This window comes from Nonomuraea sp. NPDC050202 (genome assembly GCF_040656115.1).
Lineage (GTDB): Bacteria > Actinomycetota > Actinomycetes > Streptosporangiales > Streptosporangiaceae > Nonomuraea.
Map to the genome: position 1 here is coordinate 89223 of NZ_JBFALF010000038.1, position 14344 is coordinate 103566.

Genomic DNA, 14344 nt, shown 5'->3' on the forward strand with positions numbered 1-14344 from the left:
GATGAAGCCAGGCGGTGTCCGGCCTGCCCGCGGGCGTCTCCATCCGGTGCCGGCCGGCTCCGTCACGACGACGGCACGGCGCGCTGTTGACGGAGCTCTCATGCCAGGCGACGTCATCGAATTCGGCGTTGGTGTGGCGCTGATCGGCGGCGGCGTCCCCGTGCGCCTGCCGCCGCGCCCGGCCCGGCGGGGGCCCTGTTGCCGGGCGCTCGCGGCAGTCGCTCAGGCGTCCTCGCCCGCATTACCCCCGCGTACGTCCAGGACCGCCTTTCCGGCGACGCGGCGGGCGAGCAGGGCCTCGGCGGCCTCCATCGCCCTGTCCCACGGCCCGCGCCAGCCGACCCGCACGTCCAGCTCGCCGGCCGCCAGCAGCCCGACGAGGTGAGCGAGGTCGTCGCCGAACGGCGTGGTCACGTTGAAGTTCTCGATCCGGCCCCGCGCCGATCGGGTGCCCGCCAGCTCGAAGTCGATGACCGTGGCCTCGCGGGCCGCCCGTCCGATGGCCAGCGCCACTCCGTCGTCCTCCAGGCGGTAGAACGCCTGCGCGAGCTGCCGCCCGCCCACGTTGTCCAGCACGCCGTACACCCGGCCCGCCAGGTTCTCCGGGCCGATGACGATCTCGGCGGCGCCCAGCTCACGCAGTCCGGCCGCGCGGGCGGGGCTGCCGGCGGAGGCGACGACCCGCGCTCCCGCGCGGGCGGCGAGCTGTACGGCGAACCGGCCGACGCCCCCGGACGCGCCGGTGACCAGGACCCGGCGGCCCGCCACCGGGCCGAGCCGGCGGACCGCCTGCAGCGCCGTGACCCCGGCGACCGGCAGTGCGCCGGCCTGCCCCAGGTCGACGGTCCCGGGCACGACGGCCAGCTCGGCGGTGTCCACGGCGCGCAGCTCCGCCCAGGCTCCCGACCAGCCGAAGGTGACCACGCGGGCGCCGGCGGCGGGGCCGGAGCCGTCAGCGGCGGGCCGGACGACCACCCCGGCGGCGTCCCATCCGGGGACGTGGCCTGGCCGGGCGTCCGGGCCCCTGAAGGCGATCTCCCCGAAGTTGAGCGAGAAGGCCGCGACCCGTACCAGCGCCTGGGAGGGCGTGGGCACCGGGTCGGGCACGACCTCGAAGGAGAGGTCCGGGTTGAAGGTCAGGGCTCGCATCGTTGCTCCTCCGTCGGTGGGTGACGGGGACGACCCTGACGCAACGCGCGCACGATCGGCTGGGGGTCAGCGCAGGGCCTCCACCTCGCCCGGCACCGCGCGGACGGCGGCCGCGACCCGGTCGAGGCAGCCGCGTTCCGCTGGGCGTCAGCGCAGGGGCGCCTCCTCGCCCAGCGCCGCGCGGACGGCGGCGGCGATCCTGTTGATGTCGCCGCGTTCGGCGGGCGGCAGGGGCGCGCCGACCGACTCCCTGAGCGCGGCGGCCTCGCCCAGCAGGGCCGCCGCCTCCTCGTAGGCCCCCTCGGCCGCCGCGACCCCGGCCAGGCCCTCCCTGGCCAGCGCGACGGCGCGCGGATCCCCGACCTCGCGGGCCGCGGCCAGCCCCTCCTCGTGCAGCGACCTGGCCGTGGCGAGGTCGCCGCGCTGTTCGGCGATGAAGCCGAGCTCAGCCAGCAGCAGCGTCACCCCGTAGAAGGGCAGGCCGTAGTCGGCCTCCAGGCGGCGGTTCCAGGCCAGCGACTGCTGGAAGAGCTGCTCCGCCGTGTCGAGGTCGCCGGCGCGGCGGGCCACGAGGCCGAGGCCGACGCGGGCGAACTCCTCGGCGAAGCTGTTGGACTGCTCGGCCGCCAGGCGCCTGCCCCGCTCGTGCAGTTCCCGGGATCCGTCCAGATCCCCAGTCAGCAGGGCGAGCCGGCCGAGGCTGGACAGCCGGTAGGACGCGTCGGTCCACAACCTCAGGTCCTCGGCGATGCGCAGGCCCTCGCGGTGCAGGCGGGCGGCGCGCTCGTAGTCGCCGGTGATCTCGGCGAGGTAGCCGAGCATGTCGGAGGCCTGCAGCCGCCCCCAGCCGTCGCCCAGCTCTTCGAAGCTCGCCAGGCTCCGGCTGCCGGACCGCTCGGCGAGGGCGTGGTCGCCCTGGAACATCGCCTGCTTGGCGCGGCTCGCCAGCGCCGCCGCCTCGCCCCAGCGGTCGCCGGCGGCGCGGAACCCGGCCAGCGCCTCCGTCAGCAGGCCCTCGGCGGTGGCGGCGTCCCCGAAGCTCAGGTGAGCGAGCGCGAGGAACCAGCGTGACCGTGCGTCGCGGGTGTCCAGCGCCCGCGCCGCGGTACGGCTGCGCCGCAGCAGGTCGGTGCCGTCGCCGGTCAGCATGGCGAACCCGGTCTCCCACGCCGCCGTCCTGGAGCACTGCGCGCCGGGCAGCGCCAGGGCCGCGGCGAGGGAAGCGCGGCCCTCGCGGTGCCTGCCCCGCAGGTACCAGTACCACGCCAGGGCGTCGACCAGGCGCAGGGCCAGCGCGGGGTCGGTGGTGTGCTCCAGTGTGGCCCGCAGGTTGGGCGCCTCGGTGTCCAGGCGGTCCAGCCACTGGCGCTGGGCGGGGCCGTGGAGGTGGGGTCCGGCCCGTTCGGCCAGCTCGGTGTAGTAGAGGTCGCGGCGCTGGAAGACCGGGTCGTCGCCGGCGAGCCGGTCGAGACAGTACGCGGCGATCGACTCCAGCAGCCGGTAGCGGATCCCGCCGGATGACTCCACCATCGACCTGGCCACCAGCTGGTCCAGCAAGTCGGCGACGTCCGCTCCTGGGTCTAGTCCCGGGCCCGCGCACACCGCCTCGGCCGCCTCCAGCGTGCAGCCTCCCGGGTGGACGGCCAGCCGGAGCAGGATCTGCCGCTGCTGCTCGGTGAGCTGCTCCCAGCTCCAGTCGATCACCGCGCGCAGGGTCTGCTGGCGGGCGGGCCGTCCCCGGCCCGAGACGGTGAGCAGGTGGAAGCGGTCGTCCAGCCGGTCGGCCACGCCGCGGACGCCCAGCGTGCGTACCCGGGCGGCGGCCAGCTCCAGCGCCAGCGGCAGACCGTCCAGCCTCCGGCAGATCGCCGCCACCGAGGGCGCGCTGCCCTCGTCCAGCACGAAACCGGGCGCGGTGGCCGCGGCACGGGCCACGAAGAGCTGCACGGAGGCGGCCCGCGCCGGGTCCGTCCCGGGCACCGGAAGCGCGAGCGGCGGCACCGCGTACAGCGTCTCCCCGGGGATCGCCAGCGACTCCTGGCTGGTGGCCAGCACGCGCAGGTCCGGGGCGGCCCGCAGGAGCAGGTCCACCAGCTCGGCGACCGGTTCGACGACGTGCTCGCAGTTGTCCAGCACGAGCAGCAGCCGCCGGCCGCGCAGGGCGTCGGCGAGCCGGTGCGCCAGTCCGGCCGGGCGCACGCCGGGACGCGAACCGGTCGCCGTGTCGTCGCGCACGTCCAGCCCGGCGGCCACCACCTCGGCCACCGTCGCCGTCTCACCCGAGGCTCCCGCCAGCTCGACCAGCCACACCCCGTCGGGAAAGGCGTCGGCGGCCAGGCCGGCGACCGCCAGGGCGAGCCTGGTCTTGCCGACGCCGCCCGGACCGGTCAGCGTGACCAGCCGGGCCGCGCCGAGCAGGGCGCCGACCTCGGCCACGGCCTGCTCGCGGCCGATCAGTTCGGTGAGGGGGGCGGGCAGGTTCGTGCGCGGGCGCGGGGGTGCGAGCGAGGGGTCCTGGCGCAGCATCGCCTGGTGGAGGGCGGCCAGCTCGGGCCCGGGGTCGAGGCCCAGCTCGCCGGCCAGCCGGCGCCGCAGGTCGTCGTACCCGGCCAGCGCCTCCGCCTGCCGTCCGGACCGGTAGAGCGCGCGCAGGTGGGCGGCGCGCAGGCGCTCGCGCAGCGGGTGCGCGGCCACCAGCTCGCCCAGCTCGTCGGCCATCAGGCTGTGCTCGCCCAGTTCCAGCCGCACCTCCGCCTGTTCCTCCAGCGCGGTCAGGCGCTGCTCCTCCAGACGGGTGGCCGCGATGCGGGCGAACTCCTCGTCGGCGAAGTCGGCGTAGGCCGGGCCGCGCCACAGTGCCAGGGCGTCCGACAGCAGCCCGGCCCTGGCCCGCGGATCGGTGGCGGCGCGGGCCTGGTCGAGCAGGGCGGCGAAACGGGCGGCGTCCACGTCGGCGGCGCGCAGCACGTAGCCCGCCGCCTGGTAGGTCACCAGCTCGCGGCCTCCCGGCTCGGCCTGCTCCAGGGCGCGGCGCAGCTGGGACACCTTGGTCTGCAGCGTGTTGACGGGGTTGCCCGGCGGGTCGTCCCCCCACAGGTCCTCGGCCAGGCGGTCGGCCGACACCGGACGCCCCTCGTGGGCCAGCAGGTCGGCGAGCAGCGCCCGGACCTTCACCTCGGGGACCCGCACGAGCCGCCCGTCGCCGGTCCACACAGAAAGGGGGCCAAGTACACCGAATCGCACCAGGTCACCGTACCCGCAGCGAACCCCCAGCGGATCGTGCGCGCCCCGGTCCACGGTGGAGCCCAAGCAGAGAGCACCACGAGCAAGGAGCACCACCATGACCGTGAACCGTGAGATCCACCTGGCCGCCCGCCCCGTCGGCGAGCCCGGCGCGGAGAACTTCACGCTGGTCACCACCGCGCTGCCCGACCTGGCCGAGGGCCAGGTCCTGGTGCGCAACACCTGGATGTCGGTCGATCCCTACATGCGCGAGCGGATGCACGATGCCGAGTCCTACCTGCCGCCGTTCCAGCTCGGCCGGCCCCTGGACGGCTCGGCGATCGGCGAGGTCGTGGCCTCGCGGGCGGCCGGGATCCCGGTGGGCGCGACCGTCGTGCACTTCCTGGGCTGGCGCGAGTACGCCGTGGTGGACGCCGCGGCCGCCACCCTCGCCGATCTCACGCTGGCTCCCGCGCAGGCGTGGCTGGGCGTGCTGGGCACCACGGGGCTGACCGCCTACGCGGCTCTGACGCACGTGGCGCCCGTACGGGAGGGTGACGTGGTCCTCGTCTCGGCGGCTGCCGGGGCGGTCGGCACCATCGCCGGGCAGCTCGCCCGCAAGCTCGGCGCCTCCCGCGTGATCGGCTCCGCGGGCGGGACGCTGAAGGCCAAGAGGCTCGTGCGGGACTTCGGCTACGACGCCGCGATCGACTACCGTGCCGGTTCGGTCGCCGGGCAGCTGGCCGAGGTCGCCCCTGACGGCATCGACGTCTACGTCGACCACGTCGGCGGCGACCACCTGGTGGCGGCCATCGACGCGCTGCGTCACGGCGGCAGGATCGCGATGGTCGGCGCGATCAGCTCCTACAACGCCACCGAGCCGGTGCCCGGCCCGAGCAACCTGTTCACCCTGGCCGCCAAGGACGCCACCCTGCGCGGCATGCTGATCAACTCCTACTTCCACCTCTTCCCTGAATGGATCGCCAAGGCGGCCGGCTGGCTGGCGGACGGCTCCCTGCACACCGAGCTGACCGTGGCCGAGGGGATCGAGCGGGCGCCCGCCGCGTTCCTGGACATGATGCGGGGCGGCAACGTCGGGAAGATGCTGGTCAAGCTCTGACAGGCACCTGGTTGCCCTTGACAGCGCAGTGACCCGCGGGCACATGGGGCAAACTGTACCGGTCAGCCGGTATAGTTTCCCCATGCCACGACCCAGCTCGAAAGAACGACTGCTCGACGCCGCGGCCGAGGTCCTGCTGTCCGAGGGGGCCGAAGCCCTGACCCTGGAAGCGGTGGCCCGGCGGGCGGGCGTGTCGAGGGGCGGCTTGTTCTACCACTTCCCCACCAAACAAGCCCTGGTCGCCGCCATGGTCGAGCGGCTGACCGGAGCCTTCGACCAGGCACTGGCCGAGACGGGCAGCGAGCCGGGCGGCTTCCTGCGCGCCTACCTGAACGCCACGATCCCCGAACACCACACCACGGCCAGGACTCCGGCCGACCGGGCGACCGCCGCCCTGCTGGCCGCGGTGCTCGTGGACCCGGCGGGGCTGGCGCCGCTGAGAGAGAGGTTCGCCGGCTGGCAGGCCAGGCTGACCGACGACGGCATCGACCCGGCCGTGGCGACGGCGGTACGGCTGGCCATCGACGGCTGGTGGGCGGCCAGGCTCCTCGGGCTCGGCGAACCGGACCCGGCGCTGCACGAGCAGACCAGGCGCTACCTGATGGAGGAGATCGACCGTGCTACCCGTCACTAAGGCGTTGATGCTGGCCACGGATGTGGCGTTCGTCGTCTACTTCACCGTCACGGGGCTGGGGCTGATCCCGCCCGAATGGGCGTTCAACGGCTACTCCGACCCGGTGATGGCCGACTGGAACTGGTCGTTCCTCTGGATCGACCTGCCGGCCAGCGCCACCGGGCTGGTCAGCCTCTACCTCCTGCGCCGAGGCTCGCCGTCGGGGCCGGGGCTGATGCTGGTCTCGCTCGTGCTGACCATGGCGTCCGGCTTGATGGCGATCGCGTTCTGGACACTGCGGGGCGACTTCTCGCTGGTGTGGTGGCTGCCGAACCTCTACCTCATGCTCTTCCCGATCCCCGCCATCGTCTGTCTCACGCGGTCCCGGCCGACCATCGCCGCCTCGTAGCAGCGACGGACACCGGCCGGGTGGACCGGACGGCGCGCGACGGGCGTTGCACTCCCACGTCACGCGGATCCGGCGGAATGTTGTCGATGGCACGCAGCAGCCGTCCCACTGCGGACGCCGCCTTGCGCGTCGCGACTCCCCGGCTCGCCTGCGAGAAGTCGCGTCACCAGGTACGGGATCTCCGCGTCCGGCGCCCCGGCGACGACCTCGGGCACCGGAACGCCTCTCGCAGCCATGGACCGCAGGGCCCACAACTCCACCTCGACCTCACGCGCGGCGGCGGCCTTGAAGACAACGCGCGCCCCGGACGCCAGGGTCACCGCGGCGACCGTGTTGGCCGCGAACCCGGCCAGCAGCTCGTACCCTGTCACGCGTTGGGACAGCAAGCACGCGATCACCTCACCATCGATGCGCCCGGCATCGCTCACGACCAACGGCCTCCTCTCGCTTGCCGGCCCCGTCGCCGATCGGGGGGTTCACCGCGCCGCAGCGTCTTGGACCGGCCCCGCCGCCCCCGGCTGCAAGGAGGCCAGGAGGGTGAGCGCTTCGGCGCTCGGGCTGCCGGGGTCGGCGCTGAGCATGACGAGGTGCTGGCCCCTGGCGTCGGGTACGAGCAGCTTCTCGTAGTGCAGTTCCAGCGGCCCCACCTGGGGATGGCGCAGCTCGAACGCGTGCCGCCCGCAGCCGGTGACGGCCCGACCGGCGCCCGCGGCGCGGGCCAGGGCGGAGTAGTGGTCGATGACCTCATCGTGCGCCATGGCTCAGCTCCTTCATCCGCAGGTGGGCGCCGCGGGCACGGGGTTGCCCATGACCACGTCGGCGGCGGTGGGGAAGCAGCTCACGCAGTTCTCGTTGATCCGGTACAGGCTGGAGGTGCCCTGCTTCTCGGCCAGCACGAACCGCACCTCGGCCAGGATCTTCAGGTGGTGCGAGACGGTGGACTGGCCCACCCCGGACGCGGCCACGATCTCGCCCACGCTCATCGGCGCCCGGCGCCGCGCCAGCAAGGACACGATCTGAATGCGCGTGGCGTCGGCCAGTGCCTTGAACCAGCTCGCGTACTCCTCGGTGTCCGGTCCGAGCGAAGAATTCCGAGGCGCAAGATGGCGAGCTGGAGGTTGAAGAGTAGGACCGAACCGTCGGCCTGGATTCGTCCGGACCTACTCTTCCATTTCGGAGTGGTGGGAGGCGTCGGCGGCGAGGCGCATGCGTTGGCGGGCATAGGGGCCGGGCCGGTCCATGTAGGTGTCGATGACCGGGGCCATGGTGTGGTGGTGGTAGGTGAGGGCGTTGGCGGCGTAGCGGCGCTTGGCGAAGATCACAGCTGATTTGTGGTGGCTGTCGATGGCGCGCCGGTCGGTCTTGGCGGTGCCGTCTGAGGAGAGGCGGCGACGGTCGGGGAAGACTTTGGCCGGGCGTATCGGGGGCTGGGTTGCGTGGTGGTCGGCCCAGAGGTGGAGGGTGTAGCTCTTCCGTAGTGGCTGATTCGATCAGGCGCTGAGGGTGTATTCGTCCTGGTGGCGGTGGTGGTGGACGCGCTGATTCTCGCGGTCGACGTGGAAGGTCCAGTACTCATCGAGGTCGTTGTTGGCGATCAGGGCGCGGAGCTTCAAGATGGCCTCGGCTCCGGCCAGTCCCCAGCGGGCGCCGGTGATGTCCAGGCGGTCGCCGATCAGGTAGCGGGCGCTTCCCTCCACGACGCTGGTGGCGATCGGCCAGCCCTGCTCCAGCGCCTGGTCATAGCGCAGGAACGCGCGGTGGCTGGTCAGGTAGCGGGCTGCGACGGCGAGACCATCACCTCGGCTGGTCGTCCGGGCCTTCAGGTCGGTGATCACCTCCTCGAGGCGGCCGGCCAGCAGGGCCAGTGCCCAGCCGGCGACGCGTTGCTCGGCGGCCGGGTCGTCGGCGGTGTGCAGGCAGCGAGCGGCGCGCCAGAGATACTCCAGTTATCCCCGGGAGCTCTCGGAGCACGGTCGCGCTCAGAACTATGTCCCAACAGAAGTCAGACCCATATTTACGCATGTCAAACCCGCAATCAAAGCTGGCACCCTTCGTCACCCGGAAGCAGGCGAACAACGGGCTTTCGCCGTAGAAGATCTTCACGCCATGCGAAGGACGACCTTGCCGGTCGTGTGGCGGGTGATCAGGGCGGTGAGGGCGGTCGCTGCCTCGTCGAGGGGATACTCGGCGCCCACCGACGGGCGGACGCGTCCCGAGGCGGCCAAGGCGATCAGGTCGTGGAGCGGCGCCGCGGCACGGCTGCCGGGGAGGCGCAGGTGGGCGCCCAGCCAGTAGCCGCCGACGGTGATGTTCCGCTCGCTGAGGATCCCGGGGTCGATGGGGGCGGCGTCGATCCCGCCGGAAGTGCCGTAGGCGATCAGGCGGCCGAACGGGGCCAGCGCAAGAGCAGCCGCGTCGAAGACGGGGCCGCCGACGGCGTCGAGGATCACGTCGGCGAGGACGCCGCCGTTGGCTTCGCCGACGCGCTCGGCGTAGCCGTCGGCCTCGCCGTCGATGACGGCGTCGGCGCCGAGCCGGAGAACCAGGGCGCGTTTTGCGGGAGTGGAGGCGGTGCCGATGACCCGTCCGGCGCCGAACTCCTTGGCCAGCTGGATCGCCAGGTGGCCGACGCCTCCTGCCGCGGCGTTGACGACGACGGTTTCGCCGGGGAGGATCCGCGCGGCCGTCCGCAGAAGGTGCCAGGCGGTCAAACCCTGGACCAAGAGGGCGAGCGCAGCGCCCGCGGGAAGGTCTTCGGGGATCTCGACCGGATCCTTCACCAGCGCCTTCGTGGCGAAGGCGCTGTCGGCGAAGGCGAGCATGCGGCGGCCGTCCGGGTCGCGGCCGACAACCTCGCTGCCGGGGATGAACGGCAATCGCGGCGGCGAGTAGGCGCCTCGCAGGCGTTCGGCGTCGGCGAAGTTGAGGCCGGCAGCCTCGACGTCGATGAGGATCTGGCCGGGGCCCGGCACCGGGTCGGGGAGGTGGGCGGGGGTCAGGACATCGGGTGCGCCGAGGCGTTCTGCGACCATTGCTCTCATGCCGTAGACGCTAGAAGCCGCGCGATTGCGCAGGTAGCGGGTTGGATTTGTGGATGAGGCGGAATGTATGAGGATTTTTCATACGTTGTCGCTCTCGTGGATGACCTGAGTGTGGCCGAGCTGCGCGTCCTGGTGGCGGTGGACGGCGAAGGCAGCGTGTCGGCGGCCGGGGTACGGCTGGGGCTGACGCAGTCAGCGGTCTCGCATGCCTTGCGCGCGGCGGAGAAGAAGATGGGCGCCGTGCTCTTCCAGCGAGGGCGGGGCGGTGCCCGGGCCACGTCCGCCGGTGATGCCGCCGTCGGGCACGCTCGGCGCATCTTGAGGATGATCGAGGTCATGAAGGCCGACACCCATGCCGCCGCGCGAGGCGAGGTCACGGGGACGATCCGGGTGGCGGCCTTTCGCAGTGCGGCCTTCCACCTGCTGCCCAGGGTGCTGGTGCGGTTCGGGCAGCGGTATCCGGCGGTGACGGTGACTGTACGGGTCGTGCCTGATCTGGGGCGGGGGATCGCGGGAGAGGTGGCGGACGGGCGCGCCGATGTGGGGGTGGCCGCGCTGCCGGTGTACGTGGACGGGCTGGTGACGAAGGAACTGTACGCGGAGCCGTACCTGCTGGCTCATCCGGAAGGGCATCCGGATCCGCGGTCGCTGCCCATGATCGGTTGGCATGAGAACTGCGCGGGTGAGACCCGGCGCTGGCTGGCGCGGCAGGAGTGGATTCCACCCGGCGACATCACCGTCGAGGACGACGGGGTGGTGATGTCGATGGTGGGTCACGGACTCGGTGCGGCGATCGTGCCCCGGCTGTCCACAGTGGGCGCGCCCGCCAAGGTCGCGACGGCCGAGCTCGGCGACGGTGCGCCGCAGCGCCGCGTGGGGTATGTGACCACGCCGGAGCTGGCCAGATCGGCGATCATCCGCGATCTGCTCGGCGAGTTGCGAGCGATGAAGGGCGTGGCCGGGTGAACGAGACTCGCGCATCGGCCGTTCCCCCACCCCATGGCCGTGCTCCCCGTCCTGCGCCGAGATGGTCGCCGCCCGACCACACCCGTATGAGCCAGGACACGGAACCGACCAGCCGCCCGTCCCGCTCCGCGATCAGGTAGGTGATCTCGGGACGTGCGAGCAGCTCACGCACACGGTCGACGTTCACGCCGACGGCTGGCCCTGACGCGCCTGCCTTTCAGCCGGTGGGCGGGATGTGACGGAGCTGGCGGAGCGCCAGGATCGCGGCGCCGGCCGCGATGACCGCCGCGACGACGGCCGCCACGTTCAGCCCCGCCGGCGAACGCCTCACGGGCGGGGACGAGCACCGCCGCGGCGCGGCCTGGATTCGTCCGGACCTACTCTTCCATTTCGGAGTGGTGGGAGGCATCGGCGGCGAGGCGCATGCGTTGGCGGGCATAGGGGCCGGGCCGGTCCATGTAGGTGTCGATGACCGGGGCCATGGTGTGGTGGTGGTAGGTGAGGGCGTTGGCGGCGTAGCGGCGCTTGGCGAAGATCACAGCTGATTTGTGGTGGCTGTCGATGGCGCGCCGGTCGGTCTTGGCGGTGCCGTCTGAGGAGAGGCGGCGACGGTCGGGGAAGACTTTGGCCGGGCGTATCGGGGGCAGGGTTGCGTGGTGGTCGGCCCAGAGGTGGACGGGGTGCTGTGGGTTTTCGGGGTAGTACTCCTCGATGCCGAGCCGTCGTCCGAACTCCTCGGTGAAGTCCCAGCGGTCGTCGGTGTCGGGGTCGCCGAAGGGGAAGGTGGCTTTCGTTCGCCAGAACGGTGAGGCGAGCAGGCTGGCGATGGTGACGGCTTCCGGATAGATCGCGGCGTAGCAGCGGGAGTGGCTGAACAGGGCTGCGGATTGCTGTTTGGGGATGAGCACGTCGAGTCGGCGGTCCCATTGCCACCATTGACTGGTGCCGTAGGTTTCTTCGGGGCCGCCGCGCCAGAGTCCTGCGAGGATGCGGAAGGCGTGGATGATCCCGTCGAACGCGGGGATCGGGCCGCGCTCGCGGACGAGCCGGTTGTGCCGGCGTTGGGCCTGCAGGATTTCGGGGAGTTCGTGCAGGTGTGGCAGGCAGGGCCCCTCGCCGACGTCGGGCGGTCCGATCCAGTAGCCGTGGCGGCGGCAGGCATAGTGATGGAGGGCGAACAACCGCATGACCTGGCCGCCGGGATGGCGGGCGGCGCACTTCGGGCAGGAGTGTTGCGGAACGTCACGCAGGAGTTGCCAGTCCAGGCCCTTGCGGAGTTCGGGCAGGGCTTGGCCGAGCCGGTCGGCGGGATAGCCGGTGAGGTCGGCCAGGCGCGGCCCGACGATGATCCGGCGGGCTTTGCCGATGGTCTCGGGTTCGCTGACCCAGCCCCAAAGCTCGGGGTAGTCGATGCCGTTGAGGGTGGCCAGCCGCTGCAGGAAGGACTTGATGGTTTCGCCGGTGGCGGGTGGGGCCGTGATCGGCAGGCGCCGGAGCATCACACTGCCTCGGCGTCGGCGGTGCGCGGCTTGGCTGCACGGGTCTTGGCTGTGGTGTAGGCGGTGTGTGCGGCGAAGTCGACCGGGACCAGGTCCAGGAGGTTGTCGGTGATCCGTTCGGTGCCGTGCTCGATCGCCAGGACCGCAGCGCCGCGGATCAGCTGGGAGAGACTACCGATCGCGCCGCCGCTGCGCTGGTAGAGGTTCTCGGCCATGTTCGCCAGGGTGCCGGGGCCGTGCTCACGGAGCCGCAGCATCGTCTCCATGGTGGCCACCAGGGCTTTCCAGTCCTCACGCTGCTGGACGGTGCCGTAGGCGAACTGAGTGGAGGGGATGACGGTGAAACGTCCGGCGATCTGCCGGCCGCGTGGCCCGGCGAACAAACCTTGGGCTTCGACCTCGACGCCGGCCAGGAAGAAGGTGGCGCGGATGCGCTCGGCGAAGTACTTCAGTTGGTCAGAGGTCTCCGCGCCGGAGCGGGTCGCGAGCGAGATGTTGTGGATTTCGTCCACGAGCACAAGGTCGACATGAGTGTGGGCGGCCAGGTGGCAGACCGCGTTGACGATGTCGGTCAGGTTGGCTCGGGCGGAGAACTCCAGGCCGAAGAAGCGGGCGAACTCGACCGCGAGCATCCGCGGGGTCGAGGCCATCGGAACCGTGACATAGATGACCGGGAGCCGGTGGCCATCCTGCGGATAGCGGTTGCGGATCGCGAGTTCGTGCGCGCGGCCAAGCTGGGTGAGCGCGGTGGTCTTGCCGGTGCCTGAGGCGCCGCTGACGATGCATCCGCAGCGGGCGGAGATCTGCTTGCGGTTCAGCTGAATCAGTAACCTGCCGGTGCTCAGCAACTGCTTGATGATCGGGGTGTTCACCAGCGGCAGATCCGCGTGGTAGTTGCGCCGTGCTGCGGCATCGGCCGCCTGCAGTGCCGGCGTCAGCGCGAGCAGTTGTTGCTGTGTGAGCAGCGTTGGCGGCTCGAGGCTGTGCCGGACGAACTCGCCCCATCCCTCCTTGGTCGTCAGCGGATGGTCCGGCGGAACTTCGTCCTGCAGCCAGGATGCGATATCGAGGCCGGCCTGCGCGTGCGTCATAGCCACCTTTCAGCTTCGGCGTGAGCATCGAAGATCCCGAAGCCGGTCACGTCCGCTGGTTGCTCCGCGCCCTGCTGTCCAGGGAGTGCTTGGCCCGCGTCCGTATCCTGCTGAGGGGAAGGCAGCCGGGGGCCTTTCCCCTTGAACGTGGACACCTTGGAGACTGGATCTTGAGGTCCAGGGGAAGAGATGTCCCTGATGGTGATGAAGAACTACCCGCCCGAGTTCAAGGCCGACGCGGTGGCGCTGGTGCTGTCGAGGCCGGATCGGACGATCACGTCGATCGCGCGGGATCTGGGGGTCAGCCGCGAGACGCTGCGGGTGTGGGTACGCGCCGCGCAGGCTCGGGGTGAAGGCGGGCAGCGACCGGCCGGCGGGGCCGGGACCGGCAAGAACATCTCGGCCGGGCCCGTACCCTCGGACGACGTGCTGCAAGAGGAGAACAAGCAGCTCAGGGCGCGGATCCGTGAGCTGGAGCAAGAGCGCGACATCCTGCGCAAGGCGGCCAAGCTTTTCGCGACCGAGACAAACTGGTGAACCGCTTCCAGTTTGTTGAAGATCACAAGGCGCTCTACGGAGTGAAGCGGTTGTGCCGGGTGCTGCAGGTGTCACGCTCGGGTTTCTACCGATGGTTGAAGGGCGCCGCGGCGCGGCTGGCCCGCCGCCAGGCCGATGAGCAACTGGCCGGGCAGGTGCGGCGGATCCATGTCGAGCATGACGGCACCTACGGCTCGCCCCGGGTGACGGCCGCGTTGCGCGCGGCTGGGATGAAGGTCAACCACAAGCGGGTGGAGCGGGTGATGCGCGAGCACGGCATCGTGGGGCTGCGGCTGCGTAAGAAGGTCCGCACCACGATCCCGGAGCCGGACGCGGCGCCGGTGCCGGATCTGCTCCAGCGTGACTTCACCGCCGAGCGGCCGAACACCCGCTACGTCGGCGACATCACTTATCTGCCCGTGGGTGGTGGCCGGTTTCTCTACCTGGCCACCGTGGTGGACTTGTGGTCGCGTCGGCTGGTGGGCTGGTCGATCGCCGATCACATGCGCACCGAGCTCGTCGTCGACGCGCTGCAGGCCGCGGCGCACACCCGCGGTGGGCATCTGGACGGCGCGGTGTTTCACAGCGACAACGGGGCGCAGGGCGGATTCAACCGGTCGTCGCAACACCTTGATCACGGAGGTGTGCGATGGGCGGGAATACCAAGCTGGAGCGGGTGCCTGAAGGGGCGCGGAGG

The 14344-nt window shown here is 71.7% G+C and carries 12 protein-coding genes and 3 pseudogenes; 5 read left to right on the forward strand and 10 right to left on the reverse strand.

The window, feature by feature from the left end; translation table 11 throughout:
• Positions 1–222: 222 nt before the first annotated feature.
• Together AB0I79_RS51995 and AB0I79_RS52000 are read right to left on the reverse strand one after the other, a co-directional pair.
• Complete coding sequence (locus AB0I79_RS51995; protein ID WP_357890882.1) at positions 223–1149, reverse strand: zinc-binding dehydrogenase; 927 nt, start codon at positions 1147–1149, stop codon at positions 223–225.
• A 147-nt stretch (positions 1150–1296) separates the two neighbouring features.
• Entirely contained in the window at positions 1297–4392 is a 3096-nt protein-coding gene (locus tag AB0I79_RS52000) for a BTAD domain-containing putative transcriptional regulator (RefSeq protein ID WP_357890885.1), read from the reverse strand.
• A 97-nt stretch (positions 4393–4489) separates the two neighbouring features.
• Here AB0I79_RS52000 and AB0I79_RS52005 point away from each other — a divergent pair, with 97 nt between their 5' ends.
• From AB0I79_RS52005 to AB0I79_RS52015, 3 genes are all read left to right on the forward strand, one after another.
• Positions 4490–5491: an NADP-dependent oxidoreductase gene (locus AB0I79_RS52005; RefSeq protein ID WP_357890888.1), complete on the forward strand. Its 1002-nt coding sequence runs from the start codon at positions 4490–4492 to the stop codon at positions 5489–5491.
• Positions 5492–5573: 82 nt separating this feature from the next.
• Positions 5574–6125: a TetR/AcrR family transcriptional regulator gene (locus AB0I79_RS52010; RefSeq protein WP_357890891.1), complete on the forward strand. Its 552-nt coding sequence runs from the start codon at positions 5574–5576 to the stop codon at positions 6123–6125.
• Positions 6109–6513 (forward strand): DUF5360 family protein, encoded by a 405-nt coding sequence (locus AB0I79_RS52015; protein WP_357890895.1) that lies wholly within the window; start codon positions 6109–6111, stop codon positions 6511–6513. Before AB0I79_RS52010 ends, AB0I79_RS52015 begins: the two co-directional genes overlap by 17 nt.
• A 59-nt stretch (positions 6514–6572) precedes the next feature.
• On the opposite strand, the gene AB0I79_RS52020 is transcribed toward AB0I79_RS52015, so the two are convergent.
• From AB0I79_RS52020 to AB0I79_RS52045, 6 genes and pseudogenes are all read right to left on the reverse strand, one after another.
• The gene (locus tag AB0I79_RS52020; protein ID WP_357890898.1) at positions 6573–6941 is read right to left on the reverse strand and encodes a phosphotransferase; all 369 of its coding nucleotides are present in this window, start codon (positions 6939–6941) and stop codon (positions 6573–6575) included.
• Between the two features lie 48 nt (positions 6942–6989).
• Entirely contained in the window at positions 6990–7271 is a 282-nt protein-coding gene (locus tag AB0I79_RS52025; RefSeq protein ID WP_357890901.1) for a hypothetical protein, read from the reverse strand.
• A 12-nt stretch (positions 7272–7283) separates the two neighbouring features.
• Positions 7284–7559 (reverse strand): annotated as a pseudogene (locus AB0I79_RS52030) (metalloregulator ArsR/SmtB family transcription factor); the annotation flags it as partial.
• A gap of 114 nt (positions 7560–7673) precedes the next feature.
• Positions 7674–7835 (reverse strand): hypothetical protein, encoded by a 162-nt coding sequence (locus tag AB0I79_RS52035; RefSeq protein ID WP_357890904.1) that lies wholly within the window; start codon positions 7833–7835, stop codon positions 7674–7676.
• Positions 7836–8090: 255 nt separating this feature from the next.
• Positions 8091–8294: pseudogene (locus AB0I79_RS52040) on the reverse strand (ISKra4 family transposase); the annotation flags it as partial.
• 318 nt (positions 8295–8612) lie between these two features.
• Complete coding sequence (locus tag AB0I79_RS52045) at positions 8613–9554, reverse strand: zinc-binding dehydrogenase (protein ID WP_357890906.1); 942 nt, start codon at positions 9552–9554, stop codon at positions 8613–8615.
• Positions 9555–9650: 96 nt separating this feature from the next.
• On the opposite strand from AB0I79_RS52045, the gene AB0I79_RS52050 reads away from it, so the two are divergent.
• Positions 9651–10520 carry a LysR family transcriptional regulator gene (locus AB0I79_RS52050; RefSeq protein ID WP_357890909.1) on the forward strand — a complete coding sequence of 290 codons (870 nt, stop codon included), beginning with the start codon at positions 9651–9653 and terminating at the stop codon, positions 10518–10520.
• 377 nt (positions 10521–10897) lie between these two features.
• Here AB0I79_RS52050 and AB0I79_RS52055 read toward each other — a convergent pair whose 3' ends face one another.
• Positions 10898–12019 (reverse strand): TniQ family protein, encoded by a 1122-nt coding sequence (locus AB0I79_RS52055; RefSeq protein ID WP_357890913.1) that lies wholly within the window; start codon positions 12017–12019, stop codon positions 10898–10900.
• Entirely contained in the window at positions 12019–13110 is a 1092-nt protein-coding gene (locus AB0I79_RS52060) for an ATP-binding protein (RefSeq protein ID WP_357890916.1), read from the reverse strand. Before AB0I79_RS52060 ends, AB0I79_RS52055 begins: the two co-directional genes overlap by 1 nt.
• A 198-nt stretch (positions 13111–13308) precedes the next feature.
• On the opposite strand from AB0I79_RS52060, the pseudogene AB0I79_RS52065 reads away from it, so the two are divergent.
• Positions 13309–14249: pseudogene (locus AB0I79_RS52065) on the forward strand (IS3 family transposase); the annotation flags it as partial.
• Between the last annotated feature and the right edge of the window lie 95 nt (positions 14250–14344).

Coding starts and splice junctions, on each gene's coding strand:
- AB0I79_RS51995 (WP_357890882.1), bottom strand. CDS start 1,149: ATGCGAGCCCTGACCTTCAACCCGGACCTCTCCTTCGAGGTCGTGCCC.
- AB0I79_RS52005 (WP_357890888.1), top strand. CDS start 4,490: ATGACCGTGAACCGTGAGATCCACCTGGCCGCCCGCCCCGTCGGCGAG.
- AB0I79_RS52010 (WP_357890891.1), top strand. CDS start 5,574: ATGCCACGACCCAGCTCGAAAGAACGACTGCTCGACGCCGCGGCCGAG.
- AB0I79_RS52025 (WP_357890901.1), bottom strand. CDS start 7,271: ATGGCGCACGATGAGGTCATCGACCACTACTCCGCCCTGGCCCGCGCC.
- AB0I79_RS52045 (WP_357890906.1), bottom strand. CDS start 9,554: ATGAGAGCAATGGTCGCAGAACGCCTCGGCGCACCCGATGTCCTGACC.
- AB0I79_RS52055 (WP_357890913.1), bottom strand. CDS start 12,019: ATGCTCCGGCGCCTGCCGATCACGGCCCCACCCGCCACCGGCGAAACC.
- AB0I79_RS52060 (WP_357890916.1), bottom strand. CDS start 13,110: ATGACGCACGCGCAGGCCGGCCTCGATATCGCATCCTGGCTGCAGGAC.